At 44.5% G+C, this 22,492-nt stretch carries 26 protein-coding genes and 5 tRNA genes; 28 read left to right on the forward strand and 3 right to left on the reverse strand.

From position 1 onward, the window contains the following. The first annotated feature begins 40 nt into the window (after positions 1–40). The 12 genes from infA (at position 41) to rpsI (ending at position 7,238) form a co-directional block, all read left to right on the forward strand. Complete coding sequence (infA, locus tag ABE021_RS08790; RefSeq protein WP_025783842.1) at positions 41–259, forward strand: translation initiation factor IF-1; 219 nt, start codon at positions 41–43, stop codon at positions 257–259. A gap of 38 nt (positions 260–297) precedes the next feature. Then, positions 298–411 (forward strand): 50S ribosomal protein L36, encoded by a 114-nt coding sequence (gene rpmJ, locus ABE021_RS08795; protein ID WP_076758849.1) that lies wholly within the window; start codon positions 298–300, stop codon positions 409–411. Positions 412–434: 23 nt separating this feature from the next. Then, the gene (gene rpsM / locus ABE021_RS08800) at positions 435–800 is read left to right on the forward strand and encodes a 30S ribosomal protein S13 (RefSeq protein ID WP_430288108.1); all 366 of its coding nucleotides are present in this window, start codon (positions 435–437) and stop codon (positions 798–800) included. A gap of 24 nt (positions 801–824) precedes the next feature. Next, the gene (gene rpsK / locus ABE021_RS08805) at positions 825–1,214 is read left to right on the forward strand and encodes a 30S ribosomal protein S11 (RefSeq protein ID WP_039043300.1); all 390 of its coding nucleotides are present in this window, start codon (positions 825–827) and stop codon (positions 1,212–1,214) included. A 132-nt stretch (positions 1,215–1,346) separates the two neighbouring features. Further along, entirely contained in the window at positions 1,347–2,291 is a 945-nt protein-coding gene (locus tag ABE021_RS08810) for a DNA-directed RNA polymerase subunit alpha (RefSeq protein ID WP_430288109.1), read from the forward strand. Positions 2,292–2,323: 32 nt separating this feature from the next. Next, positions 2,324–2,704 (forward strand): 50S ribosomal protein L17, encoded by a 381-nt coding sequence (rplQ, locus tag ABE021_RS08815; protein ID WP_430288110.1) that lies wholly within the window; start codon positions 2,324–2,326, stop codon positions 2,702–2,704. Positions 2,705–2,973: 269 nt separating this feature from the next. After that, positions 2,974–3,819: an energy-coupling factor ABC transporter ATP-binding protein gene (locus ABE021_RS08820; RefSeq protein ID WP_430288111.1), complete on the forward strand. Its 846-nt coding sequence runs from the start codon at positions 2,974–2,976 to the stop codon at positions 3,817–3,819. Further along, a complete protein-coding gene (locus ABE021_RS08825) occupies positions 3,795–4,667 on the forward strand; it encodes an energy-coupling factor ABC transporter ATP-binding protein (RefSeq protein WP_430288112.1) in 873 nt (290 codons plus the stop codon). The genes ABE021_RS08820 and ABE021_RS08825 overlap by 25 nt, the downstream gene beginning before the upstream one ends. Continuing rightward, positions 4,664–5,461, forward strand: a complete 798-nt coding sequence (locus ABE021_RS08830; RefSeq protein ID WP_430288113.1) for an energy-coupling factor transporter transmembrane component T family protein — start codon at positions 4,664–4,666, stop codon at positions 5,459–5,461. The genes ABE021_RS08825 and ABE021_RS08830 overlap by 4 nt, the downstream gene beginning before the upstream one ends. A 12-nt stretch (positions 5,462–5,473) precedes the next feature. Continuing rightward, positions 5,474–6,220 (forward strand): tRNA pseudouridine(38-40) synthase TruA, encoded by a 747-nt coding sequence (gene truA / locus ABE021_RS08835; RefSeq protein WP_430288114.1) that lies wholly within the window; start codon positions 5,474–5,476, stop codon positions 6,218–6,220. A 168-nt stretch (positions 6,221–6,388) separates the two neighbouring features. Further along, complete coding sequence (gene rplM / locus ABE021_RS08840; RefSeq protein WP_430288116.1) at positions 6,389–6,826, forward strand: 50S ribosomal protein L13; 438 nt, start codon at positions 6,389–6,391, stop codon at positions 6,824–6,826. Between the two features lie 19 nt (positions 6,827–6,845). After that, the gene (rpsI, locus tag ABE021_RS08845; RefSeq protein WP_317935564.1) at positions 6,846–7,238 is read left to right on the forward strand and encodes a 30S ribosomal protein S9; all 393 of its coding nucleotides are present in this window, start codon (positions 6,846–6,848) and stop codon (positions 7,236–7,238) included. A 120-nt stretch (positions 7,239–7,358) separates the two neighbouring features. On the opposite strand, the gene hpaB is transcribed toward rpsI, so the two are convergent. Continuing rightward, positions 7,359–8,816, reverse strand: coding sequence for a 4-hydroxyphenylacetate 3-monooxygenase, oxygenase component (hpaB, locus tag ABE021_RS08850; RefSeq protein WP_430288118.1), 1,458 nt, complete (start codon positions 8,814–8,816; stop codon positions 7,359–7,361). Between the two features lie 249 nt (positions 8,817–9,065). On the opposite strand from hpaB, the gene ABE021_RS08855 reads away from it, so the two are divergent. From ABE021_RS08855 to ABE021_RS08870, 4 genes are all read left to right on the forward strand, one after another. Next, the gene (locus ABE021_RS08855) at positions 9,066–9,890 is read left to right on the forward strand and encodes a mechanosensitive ion channel family protein (RefSeq protein ID WP_430288119.1); all 825 of its coding nucleotides are present in this window, start codon (positions 9,066–9,068) and stop codon (positions 9,888–9,890) included. Between the two features lie 79 nt (positions 9,891–9,969). Continuing rightward, a complete protein-coding gene (locus ABE021_RS08860; RefSeq protein ID WP_430288120.1) occupies positions 9,970–10,266 on the forward strand; it encodes a rhodanese-like domain-containing protein in 297 nt (98 codons plus the stop codon). Between the two features lie 99 nt (positions 10,267–10,365). Further along, positions 10,366–11,079, forward strand: a complete 714-nt coding sequence (locus ABE021_RS08865) for an N-acetylmuramoyl-L-alanine amidase (protein ID WP_430288121.1) — start codon at positions 10,366–10,368, stop codon at positions 11,077–11,079. 83 nt (positions 11,080–11,162) lie between these two features. Beyond that, positions 11,163–12,218 (forward strand): Mrp/NBP35 family ATP-binding protein, encoded by a 1,056-nt coding sequence (locus ABE021_RS08870; protein WP_430288193.1) that lies wholly within the window; start codon positions 11,163–11,165, stop codon positions 12,216–12,218. A gap of 17 nt (positions 12,219–12,235) precedes the next feature. Here ABE021_RS08870 and gerD read toward each other — a convergent pair whose 3' ends face one another. Next, positions 12,236–12,835, reverse strand: coding sequence for a spore germination lipoprotein GerD (gerD, locus tag ABE021_RS08875; RefSeq protein ID WP_430288122.1), 600 nt, complete (start codon positions 12,833–12,835; stop codon positions 12,236–12,238). A gap of 139 nt (positions 12,836–12,974) precedes the next feature. On the opposite strand from gerD, the gene ABE021_RS08880 reads away from it, so the two are divergent. Beyond that, complete coding sequence (locus ABE021_RS08880; RefSeq protein ID WP_430288123.1) at positions 12,975–13,652, forward strand: KinB-signaling pathway activation protein; 678 nt, start codon at positions 12,975–12,977, stop codon at positions 13,650–13,652. A 42-nt stretch (positions 13,653–13,694) separates the two neighbouring features. On the opposite strand, the gene ABE021_RS08885 is transcribed toward ABE021_RS08880, so the two are convergent. After that, positions 13,695–14,357, reverse strand: a complete 663-nt coding sequence (locus ABE021_RS08885; protein ID WP_430288124.1) for a hypothetical protein — start codon at positions 14,355–14,357, stop codon at positions 13,695–13,697. Positions 14,358–14,534: 177 nt separating this feature from the next. Between ABE021_RS08885 and ABE021_RS08890 the strand changes: the two genes are divergently transcribed. From ABE021_RS08890 to ABE021_RS08940, 11 genes are all read left to right on the forward strand, one after another. Continuing rightward, positions 14,535–14,609: transfer RNA gene (locus ABE021_RS08890), tRNA-Asn, on the forward strand. 14 nt (positions 14,610–14,623) lie between these two features. Beyond that, positions 14,624–14,699 (forward strand) — tRNA-Thr (locus ABE021_RS08895). A gap of 44 nt (positions 14,700–14,743) precedes the next feature. After that, positions 14,744–14,818, forward strand: a tRNA-Glu gene (locus ABE021_RS08900). Between the two features lie 67 nt (positions 14,819–14,885). Further along, positions 14,886–14,970: transfer RNA gene (locus tag ABE021_RS08905), tRNA-Tyr, on the forward strand. A gap of 83 nt (positions 14,971–15,053) precedes the next feature. Continuing rightward, a tRNA-Gln gene (locus tag ABE021_RS08910) sits at positions 15,054–15,128 on the forward strand. Between the two features lie 496 nt (positions 15,129–15,624). Beyond that, complete coding sequence (locus tag ABE021_RS08915) at positions 15,625–17,733, forward strand: sensor domain-containing protein (protein ID WP_430288126.1); 2,109 nt, start codon at positions 15,625–15,627, stop codon at positions 17,731–17,733. A gap of 87 nt (positions 17,734–17,820) precedes the next feature. After that, complete coding sequence (gene rocF, locus ABE021_RS08920; RefSeq protein ID WP_430288127.1) at positions 17,821–18,729, forward strand: arginase; 909 nt, start codon at positions 17,821–17,823, stop codon at positions 18,727–18,729. A 206-nt stretch (positions 18,730–18,935) separates the two neighbouring features. After that, positions 18,936–19,499: an RNA polymerase sigma factor SigW gene (sigW, locus tag ABE021_RS08925; RefSeq protein WP_430288129.1), complete on the forward strand. Its 564-nt coding sequence runs from the start codon at positions 18,936–18,938 to the stop codon at positions 19,497–19,499. An 11-nt stretch (positions 19,500–19,510) separates the two neighbouring features. Next, on the forward strand, positions 19,511–20,152 hold the full coding sequence (locus tag ABE021_RS08930; RefSeq protein WP_430288130.1) for an anti-sigma factor family protein: 642 nt from the start codon (positions 19,511–19,513) through the stop codon (positions 20,150–20,152). Positions 20,153–20,292: 140 nt separating this feature from the next. Further along, the gene (cdaA, locus tag ABE021_RS08935; RefSeq protein ID WP_430288131.1) at positions 20,293–21,132 is read left to right on the forward strand and encodes a diadenylate cyclase CdaA; all 840 of its coding nucleotides are present in this window, start codon (positions 20,293–20,295) and stop codon (positions 21,130–21,132) included. After that, a complete protein-coding gene (locus ABE021_RS08940) occupies positions 21,125–22,471 on the forward strand; it encodes a CdaR family protein (RefSeq protein WP_430288132.1) in 1,347 nt (448 codons plus the stop codon). Before cdaA ends, ABE021_RS08940 begins: the two co-directional genes overlap by 8 nt. The last annotated feature ends 21 nt before the right edge of the window (positions 22,472–22,492 follow it).

The raw sequence follows: 22,492 nt of genomic DNA on the forward strand, positions 1-22,492 counted from the left end.
GGTGAGGGCCTTTATAGGATATAGAAGGGAGACTGAGCTGATGGCGAAAGATGACGTAATCGAAATTGAAGGTACTGTAATAGATACGTTGCCGAATGCGATGTTCAAAGTGGAATTGGAAAACGGACATACTGTGCTTGCACATGTATCCGGTAAAATCCGTATGCACTTCATCCGCATTTTGCCTGGTGATAAAGTGACAATTGAATTGTCGCCTTATGACTTAACACGTGGTCGCATCACATACCGTTTCAAATAAATTTTGCAACTCCGGACTAATGAAGGAGGTTGGGTAAGATGAAAGTAAGACCATCTGTAAAACCGATCTGCGAAAAATGCAAAGTTATTCGCAGACGCGGCCGAGTAATGGTAATCTGTGAAAATCCAAAGCACAAACAGCGTCAAGGATAATATAAAGGAGGTGCGCAACCTATATGGCACGTATTGCTGGTGTAGACGTACCGCGCGATAAGCGCGTTGTAATTTCATTGACTTACATCTACGGAATTGGGAAAACGACAGCACAGAAAGTTCTTGCTGCAGCTGAAGTTTCAGAAGAGACACGCGTTCGTGATTTAACTGACGCGGAACTAGACAAAATCCGTGAACAATTAGATGCATTGAAAGTAGAAGGGGATCTTCGCCGTGAAACTTCACTTAACATCAAACGTTTGATGGAAATCGGAAGCTTCCGTGGAATCCGTCACCGTCGTGGATTGCCTGTACGCGGACAAAACACAAAAAACAATGCACGTACACGTAAAGGTCCTAAGCGGACTGTAGCAAACAAAAAGAAATAATAGGTAAAGGAGGTATTTTCGAACATGGCACGTAAACAACAAACTCGTAAACGTCGTGTAAAAAAGAATATTGAATCCGGGATTGCACACATCCGCTCGACGTTCAACAATACTATCGTAACGATTACTGACACTCACGGAAACGCAATTTCATGGTCTAGTGCTGGTGCACTTGGTTTCCGCGGATCACGTAAATCTACTCCTTTTGCGGCGCAAATGGCTGCAGAAACTGCTGCGAAGTCTTCTATGGAACACGGTCTTAAAACGTTGGAAGTTACTGTTAAAGGACCTGGTGCAGGACGTGAAGCTGCGATTCGTTCACTACAAGCTGCTGGTCTTGAAGTAACTGCTATCCGTGACGTAACGCCTGTTCCGCACAACGGATGCCGTCCTCCAAAACGTCGTCGTGTATAATGGTTTCTATTCCAATTGATTGAGAAACACAATTTTTGGTAAGAATGAATTGTGCGATTGCATTTTGCTGTCTATAAAAATCGATTTCAATAAGGAACGACCCACACAGACGTTTTGAAGGAGGGTAAATGAATGATCGAGATTGAGAAACCGAAGATTGAAACCGTTATGGTTGCTGAAGATTCCATGTTTGGTAAGTTTGTTATCGAACCTTTGGAACGAGGGTATGGAAACACTTTAGGGAATTCGTTACGCCGCGTTTTGTTGTCTTCTCTACCTGGAGCTGCCGTTACATCGATTCAGATCGATGGCGTTCTTCATGAGTTCTCAACAGTCGAAGGTGTCGTAGAAGATGTAGCGACTATTATTCTGAACGTGAAGCAATTGGCTCTTAAAATCTATTCTGATGACGAAAAAGTTATTGAGATAGATATTAAAGGCGAAGGTAAGATAACTGCTGCAGACATTACTCATGACAGTGATGTTGAAGTATTGAATCCGAATCTTCACATTGCAACACTTGGGAAAAATGGTCACCTCCGTATGCGTATGTATGCAGTAAGAGGCAGAGGCTATGTTCCTTCGGTTCAAAACAAACGTGATGACCTTGCGATTGGTGTAATACCGATCGACTCTATCTACACACCAGTTTCCCGTGTAAACTTCCAGGTTGAAAATACCCGGGTCGGTCAAAGTACAAACTTTGATAAGTTGACATTGGATGTATGGACAGATGGCAGTATTGGTCCTAAAGAATCTGTTTCACTAGGTGCGAAAATCCTGATGGAACATTTAAATATTTTTGTCGGCATGACAGACGAAGCACAAACTGCAGAAATCATGGTAGAAAAAGAAGAAGACCAAAAAGAGAAAGTTCTTGAGATGACTATCGAAGAATTGGATCTTTCTGTTCGCTCTTACAACTGCCTGAAGCGTGCAGGCATCAATACCGTTATGGAACTTGCAAACAAGTCCGAGGACGAAATGATGAAAGTGCGCAATCTTGGCCGAAAGTCACTTGAAGAAGTAAAGCTGAAATTGGAAGAGTTGAATCTAGGATTACGCTCTGAAGATTAATGGCAGAATTAGATTGAAGGAGGGAATCTTCTATGGGTTACAGAAAACTTGGACGCACAAGTTCACAGCGTAAAGCGATGCTGCGGGACCTGGCAACAGACCTAATCATCCACGAACGCATCCAAACAACGGAAGCACGTGCGAAAGAGCTTCGTTCAGTTGTTGAAAAAATGATTACACTTGGTAAACGTGGTGACTTGCATGCACGTCGTCAGGTTGCTGAATTCATCCGCCGTGAAGTAATTCTTGGTACTGATGATGAAGGTAAGGAAACTAAAACGTTTGCTATCCAGAAATTATTTGATGATGTTGCACCGCGCTACGCAGAACGCCAGGGCGGATATACACGAATCATGAAGATGGGACCGCGCCGTGGAGACGGAGCACCTGTTGTAATCATCGAACTCGTGTAAGGAACTTGAGGGTGTGACTGGCGACAGCCACACCCTCTTTCCACATAATGATTTATACGACAATATGAAAAGCTGAGTGTTATGATCGACAGAGTTTCTGTTCGGTCTAGCTCTACGCATCTCATCCGCGGTGACGGCTTGAGCACCCGGCATCGAAAATTTTGCTGCGCATTCTTCGGATGAGATGCGCGCTTTTTTTATTTATAGAAATCTTCTATTGAATTTCTACCTATACATACATAAGTTCACAAGAAAAGGGGCGGTGGGTCATGCGGGAAGTTTTGTCATTGGACGGTGTATCGTTTGCTTATGAAACTGAAGAAGAGGTTTTCGTACAAGCGGTCCAAGACGTCTCCTTTACAGTTCGTGATGGCGAATGGGTATCGATTGTCGGTCATAATGGATCAGGCAAATCGACACTTGCCAAGTTGATGATTGGCTTACTCTTTCCTGCAAGCGGTACAGTCAATGTCTTTTTGGACCTTTTGACGGAAGATAATCTATGGGACGTCCGTTCGCAACTGGGTGTCGTGTTTCAAAATCCCGATAATCAGTTCGTAGGTGCCACAGTGCAAGATGATGTTGCATTTGCCCTAGAGAATAATGGAATTCCTTACGATGACATGCAGACACGTGTGAAAGAGGCCCTCGCTGATGTCGGGATGTCGGATTATCATAGCCATGAACCTCACCATTTATCGGGAGGGCAAAAACAACGTGTAGCGATTGCCGGCGCGCTTGCGATGAATCCGAAAATCTTGATATTGGATGAAGCGACATCGATGCTGGATCCCCAAGGTCGTAGTGAAGTGATTGAATTGATCACTTCTCTGCGTAATACCACCGGTCTTACGGTCATCTCAATTACACATGACTTGGAAGAGGTCCTGCTTGCGGATCGGGTTTTCGTCATGAATCAAGGCCGACTTGCTGCGTCAGGAACACCGACCTCTATCTTTGAACAAGGAACAAAACTTCAAGAGCATGGACTCGATTTGCCATTTGCTCTTCGCCTCTCTCAGCTATTGCGAGATGCAGGATTGCCGTTAGTAGGCAACCATATGTCAGAAAACGAGTTGGTGAACGAGTTATGGACATCTCATTTCAGCAAGTGAATTTTGCATATGCACCGAATACCCCTTTTGAAAAGAAAGCGCTGCATGACATTAATACTACGATTAAAACGGGTTCTTATACAGCGGTGATTGGGCATACAGGGTCTGGAAAATCGACTTTGCTTTTGCACTTGAATGGCCTGTTAAAACCCACTGAAGGTACCGTTCGAGTGGGCGATACGCTCATTACATCTGAAACGAAGGGGAAAGCACTCCGGAATGTCAGACGGAATGTAGGAATCGTCTTCCAATTCCCTGAGCATCAGTTATTCGAAGAGACTGTTGAAAAGGATATCATGTTCGGTCCTTTGAATTTTGGCATACCTGAGGAGGAAGCTAGAGCGCGGGCACATGAATTGATCGGGATGCTGGGTTTGCCGTCGGACGTTGCGGACAAGTCACCGTTTGAGTTATCAGGCGGTCAAATGAGGCGGGTTGCAATTGCAGGGGTGCTGGCTTTTAAACCATCCGTCCTCATTTTGGATGAACCGACTGCTGGACTCGATCCGCAAGGGCGCCGGGAGATCATGGAGCTGTTTGAACGTTTTCATAAGGAAGAGGGTCTGACAACGATTTTAGTTACCCACAGCATGGAGGACGCTGCCCGCTATGCAGAGCAAGTCATTGTGATGCATGAAGGGCGTGCAGTCCTCGCTGGACCACCTGAAGAAGTATTGACGGATAGAGAGCAACTTTCAGCGTACCGCTTGGAATTACCCCGTTCTGTGAGGTTTCAGAGGGACTTTGAACGGTTAGTTCATCAGAAACTTCCTAAATCTGCGCTTACCGAAGAAGAGCTTGCTGAAATGATTGCAGAGCTTGCTAAAGAAGCAGGTGAGCTGAAATGATGGAGAAGATGATTTTCGGGCGCTACTTACCCGGAAATTCCATTACGCATCGTCTAGATCCGAGATCCAAGCTCATTTTCATTTTCTTGTTCATCTTTGCAGTTTTTTTAGCAAATAATACAGTGACCTATGCCATATTATTTGGATTTACAGTGTTTGTTATCCTTCTCTCAAAAATCAGGATCCCATTTCTGTTAGGCGGACTCAAACCGATCTTGTTTCTCGTTGTATTCACGCTTTTCATGCATTTGTTTCTCACACGTGAAGGGGAAGTCCTCTTCCATTGGAAGTTTATCACTATTTATGAAGAAGGATTACGCCAAGGGATTTACATTTCGTTACGATTTTTCATATTAGTATTGATGACGACTGTACTCACACTGACAACTTCGCCAATCTCCATTACGGATGGCGTGGAAACGCTGCTTAATCCGCTGAAACGTCTGAAGTTGCCCGTACACGAGCTCGCTATGATGATGTCCATCGCTTTGAGATTCATCCCTACCTTAATGGATGAGACAGACAAAATCTTGAAAGCACAGCTCGCACGAGGATCGGATATCAGTTCAGGAAGTGTTCAGCAGCGTGTTAAAGCTGTCATTCCATTACTCGTTCCATTGTTTGTAAGTGCATTTAAGCGTGCGGAAGACTTAGCAGTGGCGATGGAAGTCCGCGGTTACCGCGGAGGAGAAGGCAGGACGCGTTTCCGGAAGTTGCAGTGGCAGATGAGCGACACAATGGTCCTTGTTTTGTTAGGTGTACTTTCAGCCATCATGCTGTATTTCAGAGGGTAAGGGAGGACACGCATGATGCGTATAAAAGCGACCGTTGCCTATGACGGCACTCATTTTTCTGGTTATCAATCTCAGCCTAGTATGCGTACGGTACAGTCCGATATCGACAAGGCACTTCGTAAGATGCATAAAGACGATTCTATTCATAGCGTGGCAAGCGGCAGAACCGATGCGGGCGTCCATGCGTGGGGTCAAGTGATCCATTTTGATACGCCCCTCAATCTCACTGAAGATAGTTGGCTAATGGCATTGAACGTCTTATTGCCTAAGGATATCCGGATCCTTTCTGTCCACCCAGTAGATAAGGATTTTCATGCCCGTTACTCAGCGAAAGGGAAAACGTATCAATATCGCTGGACGAGGAAGCCCATCCAAAGTCCATTTGACCGCAATTATTCCGTCCATTTAGGGAGATGGGATCCGGATCTTAAACGAATGCAGGAAGGTGCGGTGCATTTACTTGGCAAGCATGACTTTACAAGCTTTTGTTCTTCCCAAACAGCGACATCGAACAAAGTACGGACGATCCGTATGCTTGAAATCGAGGAAAATGGCGATGACCTCATTCTGACCATCGAAGGCGACGGATTCTTATATAATATGGTGCGAACGATTGCAGGGGTTCTTTACGCTGTAGGAATCGGATGGAACGAGCCGCACGAAGTGGCTGAAATTCTCGAAGCCCGTGATCGCAAACGAGCTGGAAAAACCGCTCCGGCACACGGTTTGTATTTGATGAGTGTTACGTATGAAGGGTAAAGCAACTTTTCCAGGTGTTCTTATGAAAACTGCTTGACTTTTCGTGCGATAACCGGTAAGATAATCTTTGGTATTTCAATAACCCCACAAAAAGCCCCGAAAGTTTATTTGTGTTTAGGGATAGAGAAAACGGAACAGACTGATATTCATTTAGGAGGATATGAAACTATGCGTACAACATTCATGGCTAAAGGCCACGAAGTAGAGCGGAAATGGCTCCTAGTAGACGCTGAAGGCCAAACGCTTGGACGTCTTGCTTCAGAAGTCGCTACATTACTTCGCGGTAAACATAAACCGTCATTCACACCAAACGTTGATACAGGTGACCACGTGATCATCATCAACGCTGAAAAGATCCAGCTTACAGGTAACAAATTGAAAGACAAGAAATATTACCGTCACTCAGGTTACACAGGTAGCCTTAAGTCTCGTACAGCGCTAGAAATGCGCACAAACTATTCAACGAAAATGCTTGAATTAGCTGTCAAGGGAATGCTTCCAAAAGGTCCACTTGGTCGTCAAACTGCTAAAAAGCTTCACGTTTTCGCTGGACCAGAGCACACTCATGCAGCACAAAAACCTGAAGCATTTGAGCTTCGCGGGTAATTAAGAGGAGGAAACACTTTTGGCACAAGTACAATATATCGGCACTGGCCGACGTAAAAGTTCAACAGCTCGTGTACGTTTAGTTCCTGGTGAAGGTAAAATCATCATCAACAAACGTGATGCAGAAGACTACGTACCATTTGAAACACTTCGCGAAATCATCAAGCAGCCACTTGTAACTACGGATACACTTGGAAGCTATGATATTCACGTAAACGTGAACGGCGGAGGATACACAGGTCAAGCAGGAGCCATCCGTCATGGTGTAGCTCGTGCGTTGTTAACTGTAGATCCTGATTTCCGTCCAGCTCTAAAAGCTGCAGGTCTACTTACACGTGACCCACGTATGAAAGAACGTAAGAAGCCAGGTCTTCGCGGCGCTCGTCGTGCACCTCAGTTCTCAAAACGTTAATCATCAACTACAAACAGTCCATTCCCTTACAGGAGTGGACTGTTTTTTTCGTATGGTCTACTACTTTCATGTAAGCATAATCGGTTTTTCCTTCATAACCGGTGCGGATTCTTGACACTATCACTTAGAACCGCAATCCAACGGCCCTAACAAAGACTCGATCATAGGGAAAGCACTGGTAGAGGTGTAGGAATTGTACAGTTGGCCAGCCAGACGAATAGGGTCTCCAAAAAAATAGCGTTCATATTGAGTTTGTCTTGTACCGAAAGAACTCATAGTCAAATCCCAAGCGAGTCTGAAAATTTTCACTCGATCTTCAGCTGTTTTAGTTGCTCCTTGCAAATACTGTACCAAGTCCTGTTGGATTTCAGATTGAAATGCTTTTTCGGTAGGTATGGTCACCATTCCGCTAGCACCTATTAGCTGAATGATTTCGCTGAAGCGAGGATAGACTATCGGGAAGATATTACTTGCCACTTGAAGCGGTACGATGCTGGGCCGCATATACCCCCACTGATCCAACGCTGCATCTTGCTCGGATTTGTCCAGCAATGCTTTCAACGTTTCTAAACTGATCATGATTTCTGCAACTTTCCCTTGGATGTGCGAGTACCCGCCAACATTTATCGTCTCTACAAGAAGTTGCGCAACACTGAGCATGAATTCGGTTTTGACAACCTGTCGGGTAATGACCTGATGGAGTGTGTATGGGTGAAAGGAACTGGATGCGAAGAACTGAGAGGCCACGTCTGTATTGCGATAAAAGAAAACGCGATCCCATGGAACGAGTGCGTTATCGAACACGACAATCGAGTCCATCTCTTCAAATCGGGAGCTCAGTGGATAATTGAATGCGGAATCCGTACCCGCAAAGGACTCCCTGCAGATGAAACGCACCCCCTCAGCATCTGAAGGAAGTGTGAATGCAAAGGCTTCGTCGGGATCGGGGAGCAACTTGGGTGCACTGAAGACGAGGATTTCATCCGTCAGTCCGCCTTGCGTTGCAAGTAATTTCGCTCCCTTAATCACGAGACCTTCTTGTGTAGTATCGACAATTTTTGCGGAGATAGGTTCATCGGAAGTCTCGAAGTACATCGGTGCCCGATTGACTTGAGGGGTGATGAATGTATGGGTGAACGTCAAGTCTTGTTCCCTCGCTCGTTCATATGCAGAGTGAACATGTTGGGGAAAGCAGTTTTCTTTTCCTTCTAAAAAATGTGAGGAGCTGGCAAAGCTCATAAGAACCGTATTCAAATAGTCAGGACTCCTACCCATAAGCCCAGCGGTTTGGCGGGCCCATTGTTCAATCATTGCCCTGCGCTTTCTTAAGTCCTCTTTCGTGGTCGGCTGCAAAAAAGAAATCCCTACTTTTTCACCGGATGTAGGAGAATCGTATGTCATCTCGGACTTATGTTCGGCTAAGGTTTGATAGTCATATAAAGAAGATTTAGTTTTCAGCAGTCCTCTGAACTCTGGGGATTCGGAAATCGGCCCCTTTAATTGTGCACCGTCCACCCATATTTCAGGCTTCAACTGATTTACACGGTTTAAGAATTCCTGCCCGTTTTTTACACCCATAGAACTCCTCCTGGTTTTGCTGTTTTGTCTAGTCTATTAATCGTCCATGAAATGTGATTACATAGAAAAATATAAAGTGCGGGAAGATCTATATTAAATCCTTCAGTCCATTTACTTCTCCATGTGAACTATCGAAGTTGAAAGTAATTTTCTGACTCATTTAAAGGACATCGGATTGCTTGAAAGTGTGATTTCATATGGGGTATGCTATTTCAGTGCAACAAAATGAAAGTGAGGTTTCTATTAAAAATGAAAGTGTTTCTAGATAAAATCCCTTTTGAGCTGGATGATATAATTGGAACGGTTATCAAGCTTGCTGTCATAATTGTGGCTTTTTCCATAGCTGTTCCATTAGGTAAAAAAATGATCAGTGCAACAATAAATAAGATGTCCCTGACTAGAAAAACAAAAGCGAGTCGCATTAAGACCCTTGATAAACTACTTTTGAATATTTATTCCTATGTGATGATCTTCATTTTTATCGGCACCGTCCTATCGCTGTTCGGTGTTAGCATTGGGCCGCTTATCGCAGGGGCAGGTGTGGTTGGACTCGCAATAGGTTTCGGTGCCCAAGGGCTGGTGAGTGACGTCGTAACAGGATTTTTCATACTTCTGGAGCAACAGATGGAAGTGGATGATTATGTAACAGTTGCAGGCATCGACGGAGTAGTGGAAGAAATCGGTTTACGCACAACGAAAGTTCGGGCATTCGATGGAACTCTCAACTACTTACCGAACCGGATCATTGAAAATGTAGCAAATCATACCCGTGGTAATATGCGGGCTCTAGTGGATGTAGGGATTAGCTATTACAACGATATCGATCAGGCGATCAGCGTGTTGGAACGGGTTTGCGAGAGCTTTCAACGAGATGATCGTTTCAAAGATGGACCTCATGCGATCGGTGTGCAAAGTATAGATGGTACAAACGTGGTGCTCCGTGTAATCGGACAAGTTGAAAACGGATTGCAATGGGAGTGTGAACGGGACCTTCTGAAGGCCATCAAAGTCGCATTCGATGAAGCCAATATCGAGCTTCCACTGAACTACCAAGTGATCCATCAGCCGGAGTAACTGGGCAAAAGCAATGGACGCAATTAAAGAGACCGTATATGATACCGATAGCAAGCTAAGCGTACAGGAGGCGTACAAGATGAAAGAAATTACAGCGATTGAACTGGAAACGTTATTAGATGAAGGTCAGCAAATCAACATGATCGACGTTCGCGAAGCGGATGAAATTGCAACAGGGAAAGTCATAGGTGCAATTCACATTCCGCTTGGTGAGGTTCCTGCACGATTAGGAGAACTCGATAAAACGAAGCCGTATACACTCATTTGCCGTTCGGGAGGTCGGAGTGGACGCGCTGCTGCGTTTTTGGAAGAGGAAGGCTATGACGTAACCAATATGACTGGCGGTATGCTTAGCTGGCAAGGTCCAATTGAATAAGTAACTGGCGCAGGCGTCTTCCAAAGGAAGGCGTCTTTTCTATGCTTGGTCATATTGGAAACCGGAGCTGCGTATAGTGGATGAAAAAGGCGGTGTCATATGAAGCGTGGAATGATTATTGGCTTATTACTAGTATGTTCTTTGAGTGTGGTCTGGTATGGAGTGAATGCTTCGGATCGAGCGTTTTTCATGCCTGCTGAGCTAGCAGGTGTCAAACTGTTGCTGGATGCAGGACATGGCGGAGAAGATGGGGGCGCCTCCACGAAAGAACTGATTGAAAGTGATGTCAATCTTGCCATTACAAAAGAAGTGGAAAAGAAGTTGAAACAAAAAGGTGCAACCGTTGTGATGACGCGGACGAAACCTGGAGATGCCATTGCCGAGCATGCGCCGGACAAAGAATTCTCTTCAATGCGTGAACGCAAATTTGAAGATTTGAAGTTGCGCGTTCAACTCGCTGAGAAGGAAGAACCTGATTTGTTTCTTAGTGTCCATGTGAATGCAATCCCTGAGACGCAGTGGAGAGGTGCTCAGGTGTTTTACCACCCAGATGGTCATGAGGGAGGAGAAGCACTCGCAAAGTCGATCCAGGAGGCGTTCAAGGAGCGACTAAAGAACACAGATCGCGAAGCCATGAAAATTAAAGGGGTTTATCTGTTGAAGAATATCCAAGTGCCTTCTGTAATTGTAGAAACGGGCTTCATCTCCAATCCGGATGAGCACAAACTGTTAGCGGACCCGGATTATCGGAAAAAGGTGGCAGATGCGATTGTTGAAGGTGTTGTGAAACACCAGCATATGGAGCAAAAGTAATAAGCGCATCGACTTACGCAGAAGGTGGACTATGCTATACTTGGAGGTGAATGTACTAAACCTCTAAGGAGTGTTCCGTTGTGATGAATGAAGAAACAGTACGTGAATTACTGAGCGGTATGACCGATCCTTTTTTACATAAAACATTAGCAGAGACAGATGGGATCGTGGGCATTACCATCAAGCCTGAAAAAGCACATGTAAGTGTGAAATTAGCAATTGCCAAAGTGAACACGGCAGAGCAGATGACGCTTCAATCGAAAGTCGTCGAGATGCTGAAGGCTGCCGGTGCTGACTCGGTCGGCATTCGATTTGAAGAGCTGCCGCAAGAGACGTTGGAGAAATTCCGTGGAACTGCGACGGCTGCAGAAGCGCAGGATCTACTATCCCCTATCAATGATGTCACGTTCATCTCCATTGCTTCAGGTAAAGGTGGAGTGGGGAAATCGACAGTTTCTGTTAACTTGGCGGTTGGCCTTGCGCGTCTTGGCAAAAAAGTAGGACTGATCGACTCGGATATTTACGGATTCAGTGTGCCGGATATGATGGGGGTTACTGAATCCCCTATAATCCGCGGAGACCGGATTATTCCTGTGGAACGTAAAGGTGTTAAAGTCATTTCGATGGGCTTCTTTGTAGAAGATAATGCCCCTGTTGTTTGGCGCGGGCCTATGCTCGGAAAAGTGCTCGATCAATTTTTCAGAGATGTGGAATGGGGCGACCTGGATTACATGATACTCGACTTACCGCCTGGTACTGGCGATGTTGCGCTCGATATCCATCAGATGATTCCAGCCTCCAAAGAAATCGTTGTGACTACACCACATCCGACAGCAGCGTTCGTCGCCGCGCGTGCGGGTGCGATGGCGTTACAAACAGACCATGCGCTGCTTGGCGTTATTGAAAACATGTCTTGGTACGAGTCCAAACAAACAGGTGAAAAGGAGTTTGTTTTCGGTTCTGGCGGTGGAAAGCGGCTTGCTGAGGAACTTCGGACAGAATTACTTGGTCAAATTCCGTTAGGGCAGCCGGATTGGGATGAAGAGGACTTCGCGCCTTCTGTTTACGCAGCGGATCACCCGATTGGAAAGATTTACTTGGAAATCGCACAAAATGTTGTAGATAAAATTAAGAAATAATAGAAAGCGGAGTGGGGTTATTTCCCCCCTCCGCTTTCTGCTTTGCCCTCTTCTTTTTTCTTACTCTTATCTTCTTTTCCTACGGGTTTCACTTCTCCCGCCTGCAAGATCAGTTCTTGCCACTTTGCCTGAAGCAAAGGACTGCTAATCGTTTCTTGAATTGCTTTTTCGAACTCCTTCTTCAATGAGCCTGAGTGCAAAATGTTTTCCAATTGTTTTTGCATATCGGGTGTACCAAAGAACTCTTCCATCTCTTTTTGGAAAGACGGATCATTCATCAAGGCTTTCATGATTTCTTTTTGCTGATCCTTCATACTCGTTGCAATTGTCTTCTGGAACTTCGGATCATCAAATGTTTCTTTCCAAAAATCCTTTCCCTCTTTCGAAAGCAATGTCGTTTCTATAGCAGAAGTCACTTCAGGTTGCTCAAGGACAAGCTGTTTTCGAAACTCTTCTTCTGAAAGTAATTGCCGGATCGCTTTTTTTCCTTCTTCAGTTTGTATCGCATCGGTCATCATCTTTTTCGTTTCATCGTAAGAAGGAGCTGCGTTTTGTGCATTGCTGCATGCGGCTAGAACAAATAGGACAGGGAGCAGATACAGCGCTAATTTTCTCATGGTGTTAAAATCCCTCCACTGGCTTTTCAATTATTGTTCACAACTTTGCGCAGATTATGCAAAGACAGTTGAATGAAATAGATTTTTCGATAAATGGCTGTTACACTGGAATTAGTAATTAAAACGGAGGAACGCTGCTGTGACTATACGAAATTGGATGAAATTTTTCATACGGGCTCTACTTTTAGGTGGCGTCATTACTGGACTTGTCGGACTGATTGTTCGTTGGGACTTTTTTTACTCGTACTTATCAACGGGGGAGTATTTTCAATTTATAGGTGCTTTATTATGGATGGTATTTCTAGGATTTACGATGAGTGTCATCGCCCAGATGGGATTCTTCGCTTATTTGTCCATTCACCAATTCGGAGTCAATTTGTTCAGAACGTTGACACTCTGGAATTGGGTACAACTGTTGTTAATCGTCATCGTTCTATTCGACTTGGTCTTTTTCAGATTCCGTTTGACTTCGGAGGATACGGGACGGACTGTACTCTATATGGTACTGCTCGCGATATTGGTAGGTACTGCTGTAGTGACAGCATGGTATAAAGCGCAGTGGACGAAGAAACATATACTAATTTCCGCCCTGTTTTTCATGATTGTCATTACAACTATTGAGTGGTTACCCGCCTTGATGGTACGCAATGGGGAAGTCGACACATGGGTGACGATTATGTTATTCCCTCTTGTAGCAGTGAATGCGTATCAACTCCTTGCGCTTCCGAAGTACAATCGGAAGTCTGACGAGGATAAGCGGAAATTAGATGCTCGAAAAGCAGAACGCAGAAAACAAAAAGCTGCGAATGTAAAATAACAAAGGACGCCCACTATAAGCTTCGCTGGTGGGCGTCCTTTGTTATTCGGGAATCTTCTTGGTTTTGACATCTGTCGCAAACAGTACATCTTCCACAGATTGAAATTCGCGACTGCCGAGTAAACGATCGATATCATCCAACGTGGCGGTACCCTTGCGTTCCAGGACAGCAGCCAATATTTCACCTTTTTTATGGGGAGGAAGTTTTCCACCATTCCAACGTAAAGTGGAACCTAGAGCATTGATCTCATGTTTCCATAAGGTATCTTGAAGCAATTTTGGAAATACTTCATCGCTTGTACGGAACCAAAGAGGCTTTTTTCCGAATAGAATCGTGAATTCCTCCAGCTGCTTATTGAAGAGGGCACTATCCTCTTCATAGGCAGCTCCTTCTTTACCTAGAAGAGCAACAGGGATATTCTTTTTTCGAATAAGTTCAGCAGAGTCCGTAAAACGCATTGCCCAAGCGGTATCCACTAATAGCAAAGGATATGGGGCTTGTAACTCTGCAATCCATTTTTCAAGAGCTGCATCACCGAACGATATATCCAGAGTCAGTGCCGAGCCAGTTGTGCCTCTAACGATGACGTCGGGTTCTTCTGTCAGTTTGAACACATTCAATATCTGCGGAGCTGTAATGGAGGAGGGCCATAAGACGAGAATTAGCATGCAAATGATCAGGATGTAACCTATCTTTTTCAGCACAAAAGCTCCTTTCCAACATGATTACTGTACTTTATGATGAAGGCTTGACCATTATGCGCACCACATGCTATTATGTAAAAGTCGTCAACAGACGGGAAGACATGAATAAAAAAACTATTGCTATATTTTGAAGTTATGGTATAATTTTTGTTGTTCGACAAAAGTTTATAATATTGTTCCGCAGTAGCTCAGTGGTAGAGCAATCGGCTGTTAACCGATCGGTCGTAGGTTCGAGTCCTACCTGCGGAGCCATTTTCCATGCCTATGCTTCCATAGCTCAGTAGGTAGAGTGCTTCCATGGTAAGGAAGAGGTCACCGGTTCGAATCCGGTTGGAAGCTCCACTAAAATGTCCTAAACAGATGGCGGCAGGTTGGAAGTTAAGTAGGGCCCCTTGGTCAAGCGGTTAAGACACCGCCCTTTCACGGCGGTAACACGGGTTCGAATCCCGTAGGGGTCACCATGTTTGTTCCAGTAATACATATCAGATAAGCGATGTCGCCATGGACGCTTATTCATAATTTTCTAATGGTGGGGTAGCGAAGTGGCTAAACGCGGCGGACTGTAAATCCGCTCCCTCCGGGTTCGGCGGTTCGAATCCGTCCCCCACCACCATTTTCCATGTATAGTTTTTAATCAAAGTGGATATCTTAATTAGTAGTACTCCGGCGCAGAGATGAGCCGATTTTTTTAATTACTGGGGTATAGCCAAGCGGTAAGGCAACGGACTTTGACTCCGTCACTCGTTGGTTCGAATCCAGCTACCCCAGCCAAAATTTTTAAAACTTCGTTTTAAAAATTTTTGCGAGAAATACCGCAAGGTATTTGGAGCAATACAGGGCAAGAGAAGAAAATAGCGTATTAACATGTTAAAGATACAAGAAGTCCACTTAATAAACTTCGTTTTAAAAATTTTTGCGAGAAATACCGCAAGGTATTTGGAGCAATACAGGGCAAGAGAAGAAAACAACGTATTAACATGTTAGAGATACAAGAAGTCTACTTAATAAACTTCGTTTAAAAACAAACACGATAAATACCATGCTGAGAAGCTGGAATTATTAGTGGCAAGACGTATTCAAGACACCACCTATCCTATGAGATGATTCATTGAATAATTCGAAAAATTGATTTTTTAACAATTTGTATAATTGAACCGATAGTTATAAATAGAATGTATTCGATCCTTCCATGTATTACGGAAAGGGTTTTTTTGTTTGTGCACATCAACAGAATCCCCAGGCAGGCCCTGGATAAAAGAGGTGTCATGTGACGGACCATCAAGATATGATTCAGAACTTAGCAACTCGTTATCAACACCTTGAATACTCACAGTTGTTGAATGACATCGTATTTGCAATAGACAATTCTGCGATAGTTGCGATTACCGATAGGACAGGAAAGATTACTTATGCAAATGAGTTTTTTTCGAACCTGTCAAAGTACTCTCAAGAGGAGCTCTTAGGGGAGAATCAGCGCATCGTCAATTCGGGATATCATCCTAAATCCTTTTTCAAGGCAATGTGGCAGACAATCGGTCAAGGGCAAATATGGCGAGGTGAAATCTGTAATCGCGCTAAAGACGGGTCTTTCTATTGGGTGGATACGACAATTGTTCCTTTCTTAAATGAAAAAGGGATCCCTGAACAATATATTTCGATTCGATATAACATAACTGAAAAGAAAACCATAGAAGACTCGTTACGTAAACAGGCGGAGCTGTATCGGCTGATAACGGAAAATGCCGGTGATTACGTAGCCGTCGTGGATGTTGGAGGGACAATTCATTACCAATCGCCTTCGTTAGAGAAGCTGCTGGGCACGTCCAATCCCAACATGTTGAACGCCACAGTAGATGTGGATCGAGTCTGCGTAAAAGAAGCTCTTGAACGGGTCAATCAAACGGATGCACATGAAGTGCGGGTGGACTTTCGTTTGGAATCAACCGAGTATTCCATTTTGCAAATGAGCGGAAGTTTGTCCCGGATTACTACTAAAGGAGAATTTTCAGGATACAGTGTTTTGGTTTTGCAAGATAGTACTGCAGCGAAGAAGCAAGAACAACTCATTTTGGATCTAGCATCCACCGATCAACTCACTGGATTATTGAATCGGAAAGCTTTTATTAAAGAGCTGTTTATGGAGGTCGATCGTGTGAGAAAGACGGACGAGTTACTCGGTCTAGTCCATCTCAACATTGACAAGCTTCGATATGCCAATGAAACGTTCGGTCATGAGCGGGGCGATGAAATCCTCAAGAAAGTTGCGGAGCGCCTTACCTTACACCTGAACGGAGCGGTGTGCGGTCGAACGGCTGGCGATGAATTTGCTTTTGTCATGAAAAGTAATCAGTCTGCTGACGAATTATTTGAATGGACATGCGCCTTGCAAAAAATAATAGAAGCACCTGTTGAAGTGGCAGGTAAATTGTATAATCCTTCTGTCAGTTGTGGACTGTCTGTTTATCCTATCCACGCGACTGAAGTTCCAGGATGGATTACAACGACAGAGCAAGCGATGCAGTATGTGAAAGAACAAGGCGGATCAGGTAGCGCTCTATTTGTCCCCGATATGTATTCGAAATCGTTGGATAGGATAATTCTGGAGAACGAGCTTCGCAAAAGCGTTAAAGAAGGACATTTCATATTGGAATATCAACCGAAAGTGAACCTGGATAAAGAGGAAATCATCGGTTTTGAAGCGTTAGTGAGATGGCAGCACCCTGATCTCGGAAGGATACCACCCGACAAATTCATAGCTCTCGCCGAAGAGACTAAAATGATCATCCCTCTTGGAGAGTGGATTCTAGAAGAAGCATTCAACAAATCGAAATGGCTTCAAGCGTTGCGCCCAAATCCTATAACAGTGGCAGTCAATCTCTCAGCGGTGCAGTTAGAGAGTCCGGACCTCATTCCTTTTGTTCGGACTCTCTTGGAAAAAACGGGCATTGACCCTACAACCATTGAAATGGAAGTGACGGAAAGTGCGTTTGCTGATCGTTTAGAAATGAGGTCAGCTCTCCGACAGCTGCGTGACCTTGGATTCGTTGTATCGATAGATGATTTTGGCACAGGGTTCAGTTCGTTCAGTTATATCAAAGAATTCCCTGCGGAAACGGTGAAAATAGATATGTCTTTCGTACGGGATATTGAAACGAGTGAAAATAGCCGAGCAATCATCAAGGCGATCGTGACAATGGCGGACACTGCTGGGATGAATGTGATAGCCGAAGGAATTGAAACTCAGGAACAAGCTGCTATTGTAAAACAATTGGGATGCAGAGAGGGACAAGGGTATTTATACAGCCGTCCGCTTCCTGCAACCGGGATTCCAAGACTACTTGAAGAGTTTATAGAAAAACGGAGATCCACTGAATAAATATTCAGTATATTGCTTGGTTGAGCCATTAGTGTGAAGCGGATACAATAGAAATGTAAACAAAGTGAACTTCAGGGGGAATTGGACATGGAGAAGAATTTAAACATTTCATTGGTAGGAGTTCCGCTTGACTATGGTCAGAGCCGCAGAGGCGTAGATATGGGACCGAGTGCAATTCGTTATGCGGGTGCCGTGCCACGTCTAGAAGCGATCGGTCATCACGTAATCGATACGGGAGATATCGCTGTGCCGGCAGGGGAACGTATTGGTCAGGAGAGCGATGGACTGAAAAATTTGGACGAAGTGACAGACGCATGCACGGAGCTTGCTCACCGTGTTGCTGAGTTGACGAATGCTGGACAGTTCCCGCTTGTTTTCGGTGGTGATCATAGCATGGCGATCGGTACACTTGCAGGACTTTCGGAGAAATACAATAATCTGGGTGTCATCTGGTATGATGCGCATGCTGATATCAATACTGAAAAAACATCTCCTTCAGGCAATATACATGGTATGCCCCTTGCGGTGAGCCTTGGAATGGGGCACGATCGCCTCGTCAACATCTATAAAGAAGGACAAAAAATCAAACCTGAAAATGTCGTGATCATAGGAGCACGTTCTGTCGATCCTGGCGAACGCGAACTGATAAAGGAATTGGGGATTAAAGTATTCACGATGCACGAAATCGATCGTGATGGGATGACCTCCGTCATGAACCAAGCAATCGACTACTTGACTTCAAAAAATATTGACGGTCTTCATTTGTCATTGGACTTGGATGGATTAGATCCACTTTATACACCAGGCGTTGGAACACCCGTCCCAGGCGGAATCAGTTATCGTGAAAGCCATCTGGCAATGGAGATGCTTCAAGATTCTGGTTTACTGACTTCAGCCGAGTTTGTGGAAGTCAATCCGATATTGGATGATAAGAACGCGACTGCCGACGTAGCAGTAGGACTGATCGGTTCATTATTCGGTGAAAAACTTCTATGAGATAAGGCGACCAGACGGTATTGAACAGAAATAATGGACGGGGAAGAGTCATGCAAACCATTGCATGGCTCTTTTTTTAGTGAATTGAAGAAAATGGGGCAATATTTTCAGTAATTTGGTAAAATGAATTTATATTTAATGAAACCTGTAGACCCCTTCATCCGTATAGAAGGGACAGCCGCAGCAGAAGCGGAGGATGAGAGTCTTTGGATGAATTGATCAATAAACGAATAAACGAAGTGTTGAAAGGGAACCAAGAATCTTTTGAAGAAATTGTACTGCTGTTCCAGCACCGCTTATATCATGTCTGTTACAGGATGCTCGGCAGTCGGGAAGAGGCACAGGATATCGCGCAAGAGGCTTTCCTGAGAGCGTATTCGAATTTGCATACGTTTGACCAGAAGAGGAAGTTCTCAACTTGGATTTTTCGGATTGCGACGAACCTTTGCATTGATAGGATCCGGAAAAAGAAACCGGATTATTCCTTGGATGCTCAAGTTCCTGGTACTGAAGGGCTCGATATGTACTCGCAAATTGCAGCCGCTGAAGATCTGCCTGAAGAGGAAGTCGAACGTATGGAGACGCAGGAACGTGTGCAATACGAAATCGGACGTCTGCCAGAAAAGTATCGTTCTGTCATCACGCTGAGGTATATGGAAGAACTGCCGCTCCAAGAAATCGCCGACATACTAGAACTTCCGCTAGGCACCGTAAAAACACGTGTGCATCGAGGGCGAGATGCTTTACGAAAACAGATAGGTACAATGTAGGAGGGGTAAGGATGACTAACTGTCCAATTGAGGTTGTCCAATATATGCACGAATACCTGGATGGAGAAATTTCTCCTGAAGATGAACAGGTATTGAACGAACATCTTGCTACGTGCGAAGAGTGTAAAAAACTGTTTGAAGAATTAAGTGATGCGGTTGCGCTCCTTGAAATAGCAGACCCGATGCAAGCACCCCTTGGTTTTGCAGAGGGAGTCATGGCACGATTACCACAAAGCACACCACAAAAAAAGAAGACGGGAGTAAACCGCTGGTTACGCAAACATCCATTATTGTCGGCAGCAGCGTTATTTCTCATTCTGATGAGTGCAGCACTTTTTTCAAGTTACAATACAACTGAACAATTTTCAGTTACAATGCAACCGAATCTCGTAATTGAAGGGGATACAGTCGTTGTCCCAGCAGGGGAAGTGATCAAGGGGGATCTCGTTGTAAAGAACGGGGATTTACGTATTGAAGGACAGGTGGATGGCAATGTAACTGTCATACGGGGGGAGAAGTACATGGCTTCTACAGCGGTAGTGACAGGCAACATTGAAGAAATCGACGAATTATTCGACTGGCTTTGGTATAAAATCAAAACCGCATTTAAAGGGTTGACCCCCGACAAATCCGAGAAAGAAGATACTGAGTAAGCGACGGGCACATGCCGATCGCTTTTTCAGTGGTTATGGGAACTTGAAAGGTCGTTTCCCCGTCTAAGAACAGCATGCAAATCGTGCTCTATGGTATACTTGAATAAGTGAAAAATTGTCTGTAAAGGTAGGGGAAGCGCATGCCTGATTGGGAAATGATAACGAATATGAATGCTGTTGAAGTCTTGAAAGCCATTTTGGATGTGCTTCTTGTTTGGTTTGTGGTATATAAACTCATCACAATTATCAAAGGGACAAAAGCTGTACAGCTGCTTAAAGGAATCTTTGTCATCCTGATTGTCCGTATTCTGACTGAACTACTCGGTCTGGATACGTTGAAATGGATGGTCGAGCAAGTTCTGACATTCGGTTTCTTAGCTGTGATCATCATTTTCCAACCTGAATTGCGCCGTGCGCTCGAGCAGCTCGGTCGTGGCCGACTGTTCGCTCGGACTCAAATGCAGGAGGAAGAAGAGAGAGACCGCCTGATCAGTGCCTTCACCAAATCCGTGAGTTATATGGCGAAACGTCGGATTGGAGCGCTTATCACTGTGGAGAAAGAGACGGGACTGAGTGAGTACATCGAGACCGGCATCGGGATGAATTCAGACATTTCATCAGAATTACTGATCAACATCTTCATTCCGAACACCCCGTTGCATGACGGAGCAGTAATTGTCCAAAGAAACAAAATTGCGGCGGCAGCATGTTACTTACCACTTTCTGAAAGCCCATTCATCTCAAAAGAACTGGGAACCCGCCACAGAGCGGCCTTGGGAATTAGTGAAGTCACGGATGCCTTCACAATTATTGTTTCCGAAGAAACCGGCGCAGTCAGTGTGACAATTGACGGGGACATCAACCGCAATGTGACGATGGAAGAGTTTGAACGGATTGTACGTCTCGCATGGTTCGGAGACATGACAGCCGCTAGCGCTGTTAACTCCATTTGGAAATGGGGGAAGAGGAAAAATGGATAAGTTCATGGATAGTCCTTGGTTTCTGCGATTGACAGCACTCGCACTTGCTCTATTTCTCTTCTTTTCCGTACGGGCAGATCAGGACAAATCGTCTCTTGCAAATGTAGGAGACTCAATGGATATCATTCGTGATGTGCCTGTGGAAGTATACTACGACAACGAAAACCTCGTAGTCACGGGAGTCCCTGAAACGGTCAATATGACCATCAAAGGACCGGCGAATTTAGTTCAGTCAGCAAAATTACTTAAGGACTTTACTTTGAAAGTTGACTTGAGGAGTATGCCGATGGGACGCCATACAGTTCAAATCCAGACCGAAAATATTTCCAATAAAATTAATGTGGAGTTGGATCCCGCAACAATAGAAGTGGATATAGAAGAGAAAATCACACAGTCGTTCAGAGTCGATCCGGAAATGAATGATAAGTTACTTGCAGAAGATTACGAGCTGGTGAAAATGGAAGTGGAGCCATCGACAATCGAAGTGACAGGTGCTAAAAGTATTGTGGATTCCATCAGTTTTGTAAAAGTTTCAGTTTCCGGTGAAAACGGAATCGACAAATCGTTTGAGCAAAAAGGAAGAGTTCGTGTACTCGATCGGGATTTGAATAAATTAAATGTTTCTATTGAACCAGAAGAAGTCACTGTAAAAGTCGATGTAGAAGCGTATCATAAAGAGGTGCCGATTTCCGTTAAGCAAAAAGGGAAAACAAAAGAAGGGGTTACCGTCAGTTCCTTAACGACCGATGAAAAAATGGTCACCTTATATGGGCCGCGTAAAACATTGGAGGCGATCGATCAGCTGAACGTTGACATCGACGTGAGTGAGCTATCGGGAAGCGGGAAGCAATCGATTGTACTGCCGAAGCCTAAAGGGGTTCTCAAAATGTCTGTCGACAAAGTAAATGTTAATATAGATGTCAAAGTATCAGCTGAAGGGGAGAAGGACAACACGGATGACGAAGCGTCTGCCCCGCCATCTGAAGGTTCCACCAATTCAGATGTTGCAGATGAAGAACCGCCTTCCAGTGATCAGGAACCAACAACTGTTGTTAAAAAGACTCGTCAGTTCTCAGGGATTGAAATCAGGCTTCAAGGTCTGGACAAAAGGTTTATCGGAAGTATGGTGAAACCTTCGGACGGTTTGGCAGCAGTTACGGTAACAGGCGAAGAAAAAGTGATTGATGCACTGACTGAGTCAGACGTGATTGTTTTGGCGGATGCTAAAAGTGTGAACCATGTCGGAGAACACGTTCTGCCTATTAGTGTGCAGGTGCCATCGGATGTTCAGTATGAAGTGAATTTTAAAGACATTACAGTAATGGTTGAACAAGCGTAAAATACGCAGAATGGATAGGAT

It is taken from the genome of Sporosarcina gallistercoris (assembly GCF_050459885.1).
GTDB lineage: Bacteria > Bacillota > Bacilli > Bacillales_A > Planococcaceae > Sporosarcina > Sporosarcina gallistercoris_A.

Coding starts and splice junctions, on each gene's coding strand:
- infA (WP_025783842.1), top strand. CDS start 41: ATGGCGAAAGATGACGTAATCGAAATTGAAGGTACTGTAATAGATACG.
- rpmJ (WP_076758849.1), top strand. CDS start 298: ATGAAAGTAAGACCATCTGTAAAACCGATCTGCGAAAAATGCAAAGTT.
- rpsM (WP_430288108.1), top strand. CDS start 435: ATGGCACGTATTGCTGGTGTAGACGTACCGCGCGATAAGCGCGTTGTA.
- rpsK (WP_039043300.1), top strand. CDS start 825: ATGGCACGTAAACAACAAACTCGTAAACGTCGTGTAAAAAAGAATATT.
- ABE021_RS08810 (WP_430288109.1), top strand. CDS start 1,347: ATGATCGAGATTGAGAAACCGAAGATTGAAACCGTTATGGTTGCTGAA.
- rplQ (WP_430288110.1), top strand. CDS start 2,324: ATGGGTTACAGAAAACTTGGACGCACAAGTTCACAGCGTAAAGCGATG.
- ABE021_RS08820 (WP_430288111.1), top strand. CDS start 2,974: ATGCGGGAAGTTTTGTCATTGGACGGTGTATCGTTTGCTTATGAAACT.
- ABE021_RS08825 (WP_430288112.1), top strand. CDS start 3,795: ATGGACATCTCATTTCAGCAAGTGAATTTTGCATATGCACCGAATACC.
- ABE021_RS08830 (WP_430288113.1), top strand. CDS start 4,664: ATGATGGAGAAGATGATTTTCGGGCGCTACTTACCCGGAAATTCCATT.
- truA (WP_430288114.1), top strand. CDS start 5,474: ATGATGCGTATAAAAGCGACCGTTGCCTATGACGGCACTCATTTTTCT.
- rplM (WP_430288116.1), top strand. CDS start 6,389: ATGCGTACAACATTCATGGCTAAAGGCCACGAAGTAGAGCGGAAATGG.
- hpaB (WP_430288118.1), bottom strand. CDS start 8,816: ATGGGTGTAAAAAACGGGCAGGAATTCTTAAACCGTGTAAATCAGTTG.
- ABE021_RS08855 (WP_430288119.1), top strand. CDS start 9,066: ATGAAAGTGTTTCTAGATAAAATCCCTTTTGAGCTGGATGATATAATT.
- ABE021_RS08860 (WP_430288120.1), top strand. CDS start 9,970: ATGAAAGAAATTACAGCGATTGAACTGGAAACGTTATTAGATGAAGGT.
- ABE021_RS08865 (WP_430288121.1), top strand. CDS start 10,366: ATGAAGCGTGGAATGATTATTGGCTTATTACTAGTATGTTCTTTGAGT.
- ABE021_RS08870 (WP_430288193.1), top strand. CDS start 11,163: ATGAATGAAGAAACAGTACGTGAATTACTGAGCGGTATGACCGATCCT.
- gerD (WP_430288122.1), bottom strand. CDS start 12,835: ATGAGAAAATTAGCGCTGTATCTGCTCCCTGTCCTATTTGTTCTAGCC.
- rocF (WP_430288127.1), top strand. CDS start 17,821: ATGGAGAAGAATTTAAACATTTCATTGGTAGGAGTTCCGCTTGACTAT.
- ABE021_RS08930 (WP_430288130.1), top strand. CDS start 19,511: ATGACTAACTGTCCAATTGAGGTTGTCCAATATATGCACGAATACCTG.
- cdaA (WP_430288131.1), top strand. CDS start 20,293: ATGCCTGATTGGGAAATGATAACGAATATGAATGCTGTTGAAGTCTTG.
- ABE021_RS08940 (WP_430288132.1), top strand. CDS start 21,125: ATGGATAAGTTCATGGATAGTCCTTGGTTTCTGCGATTGACAGCACTC.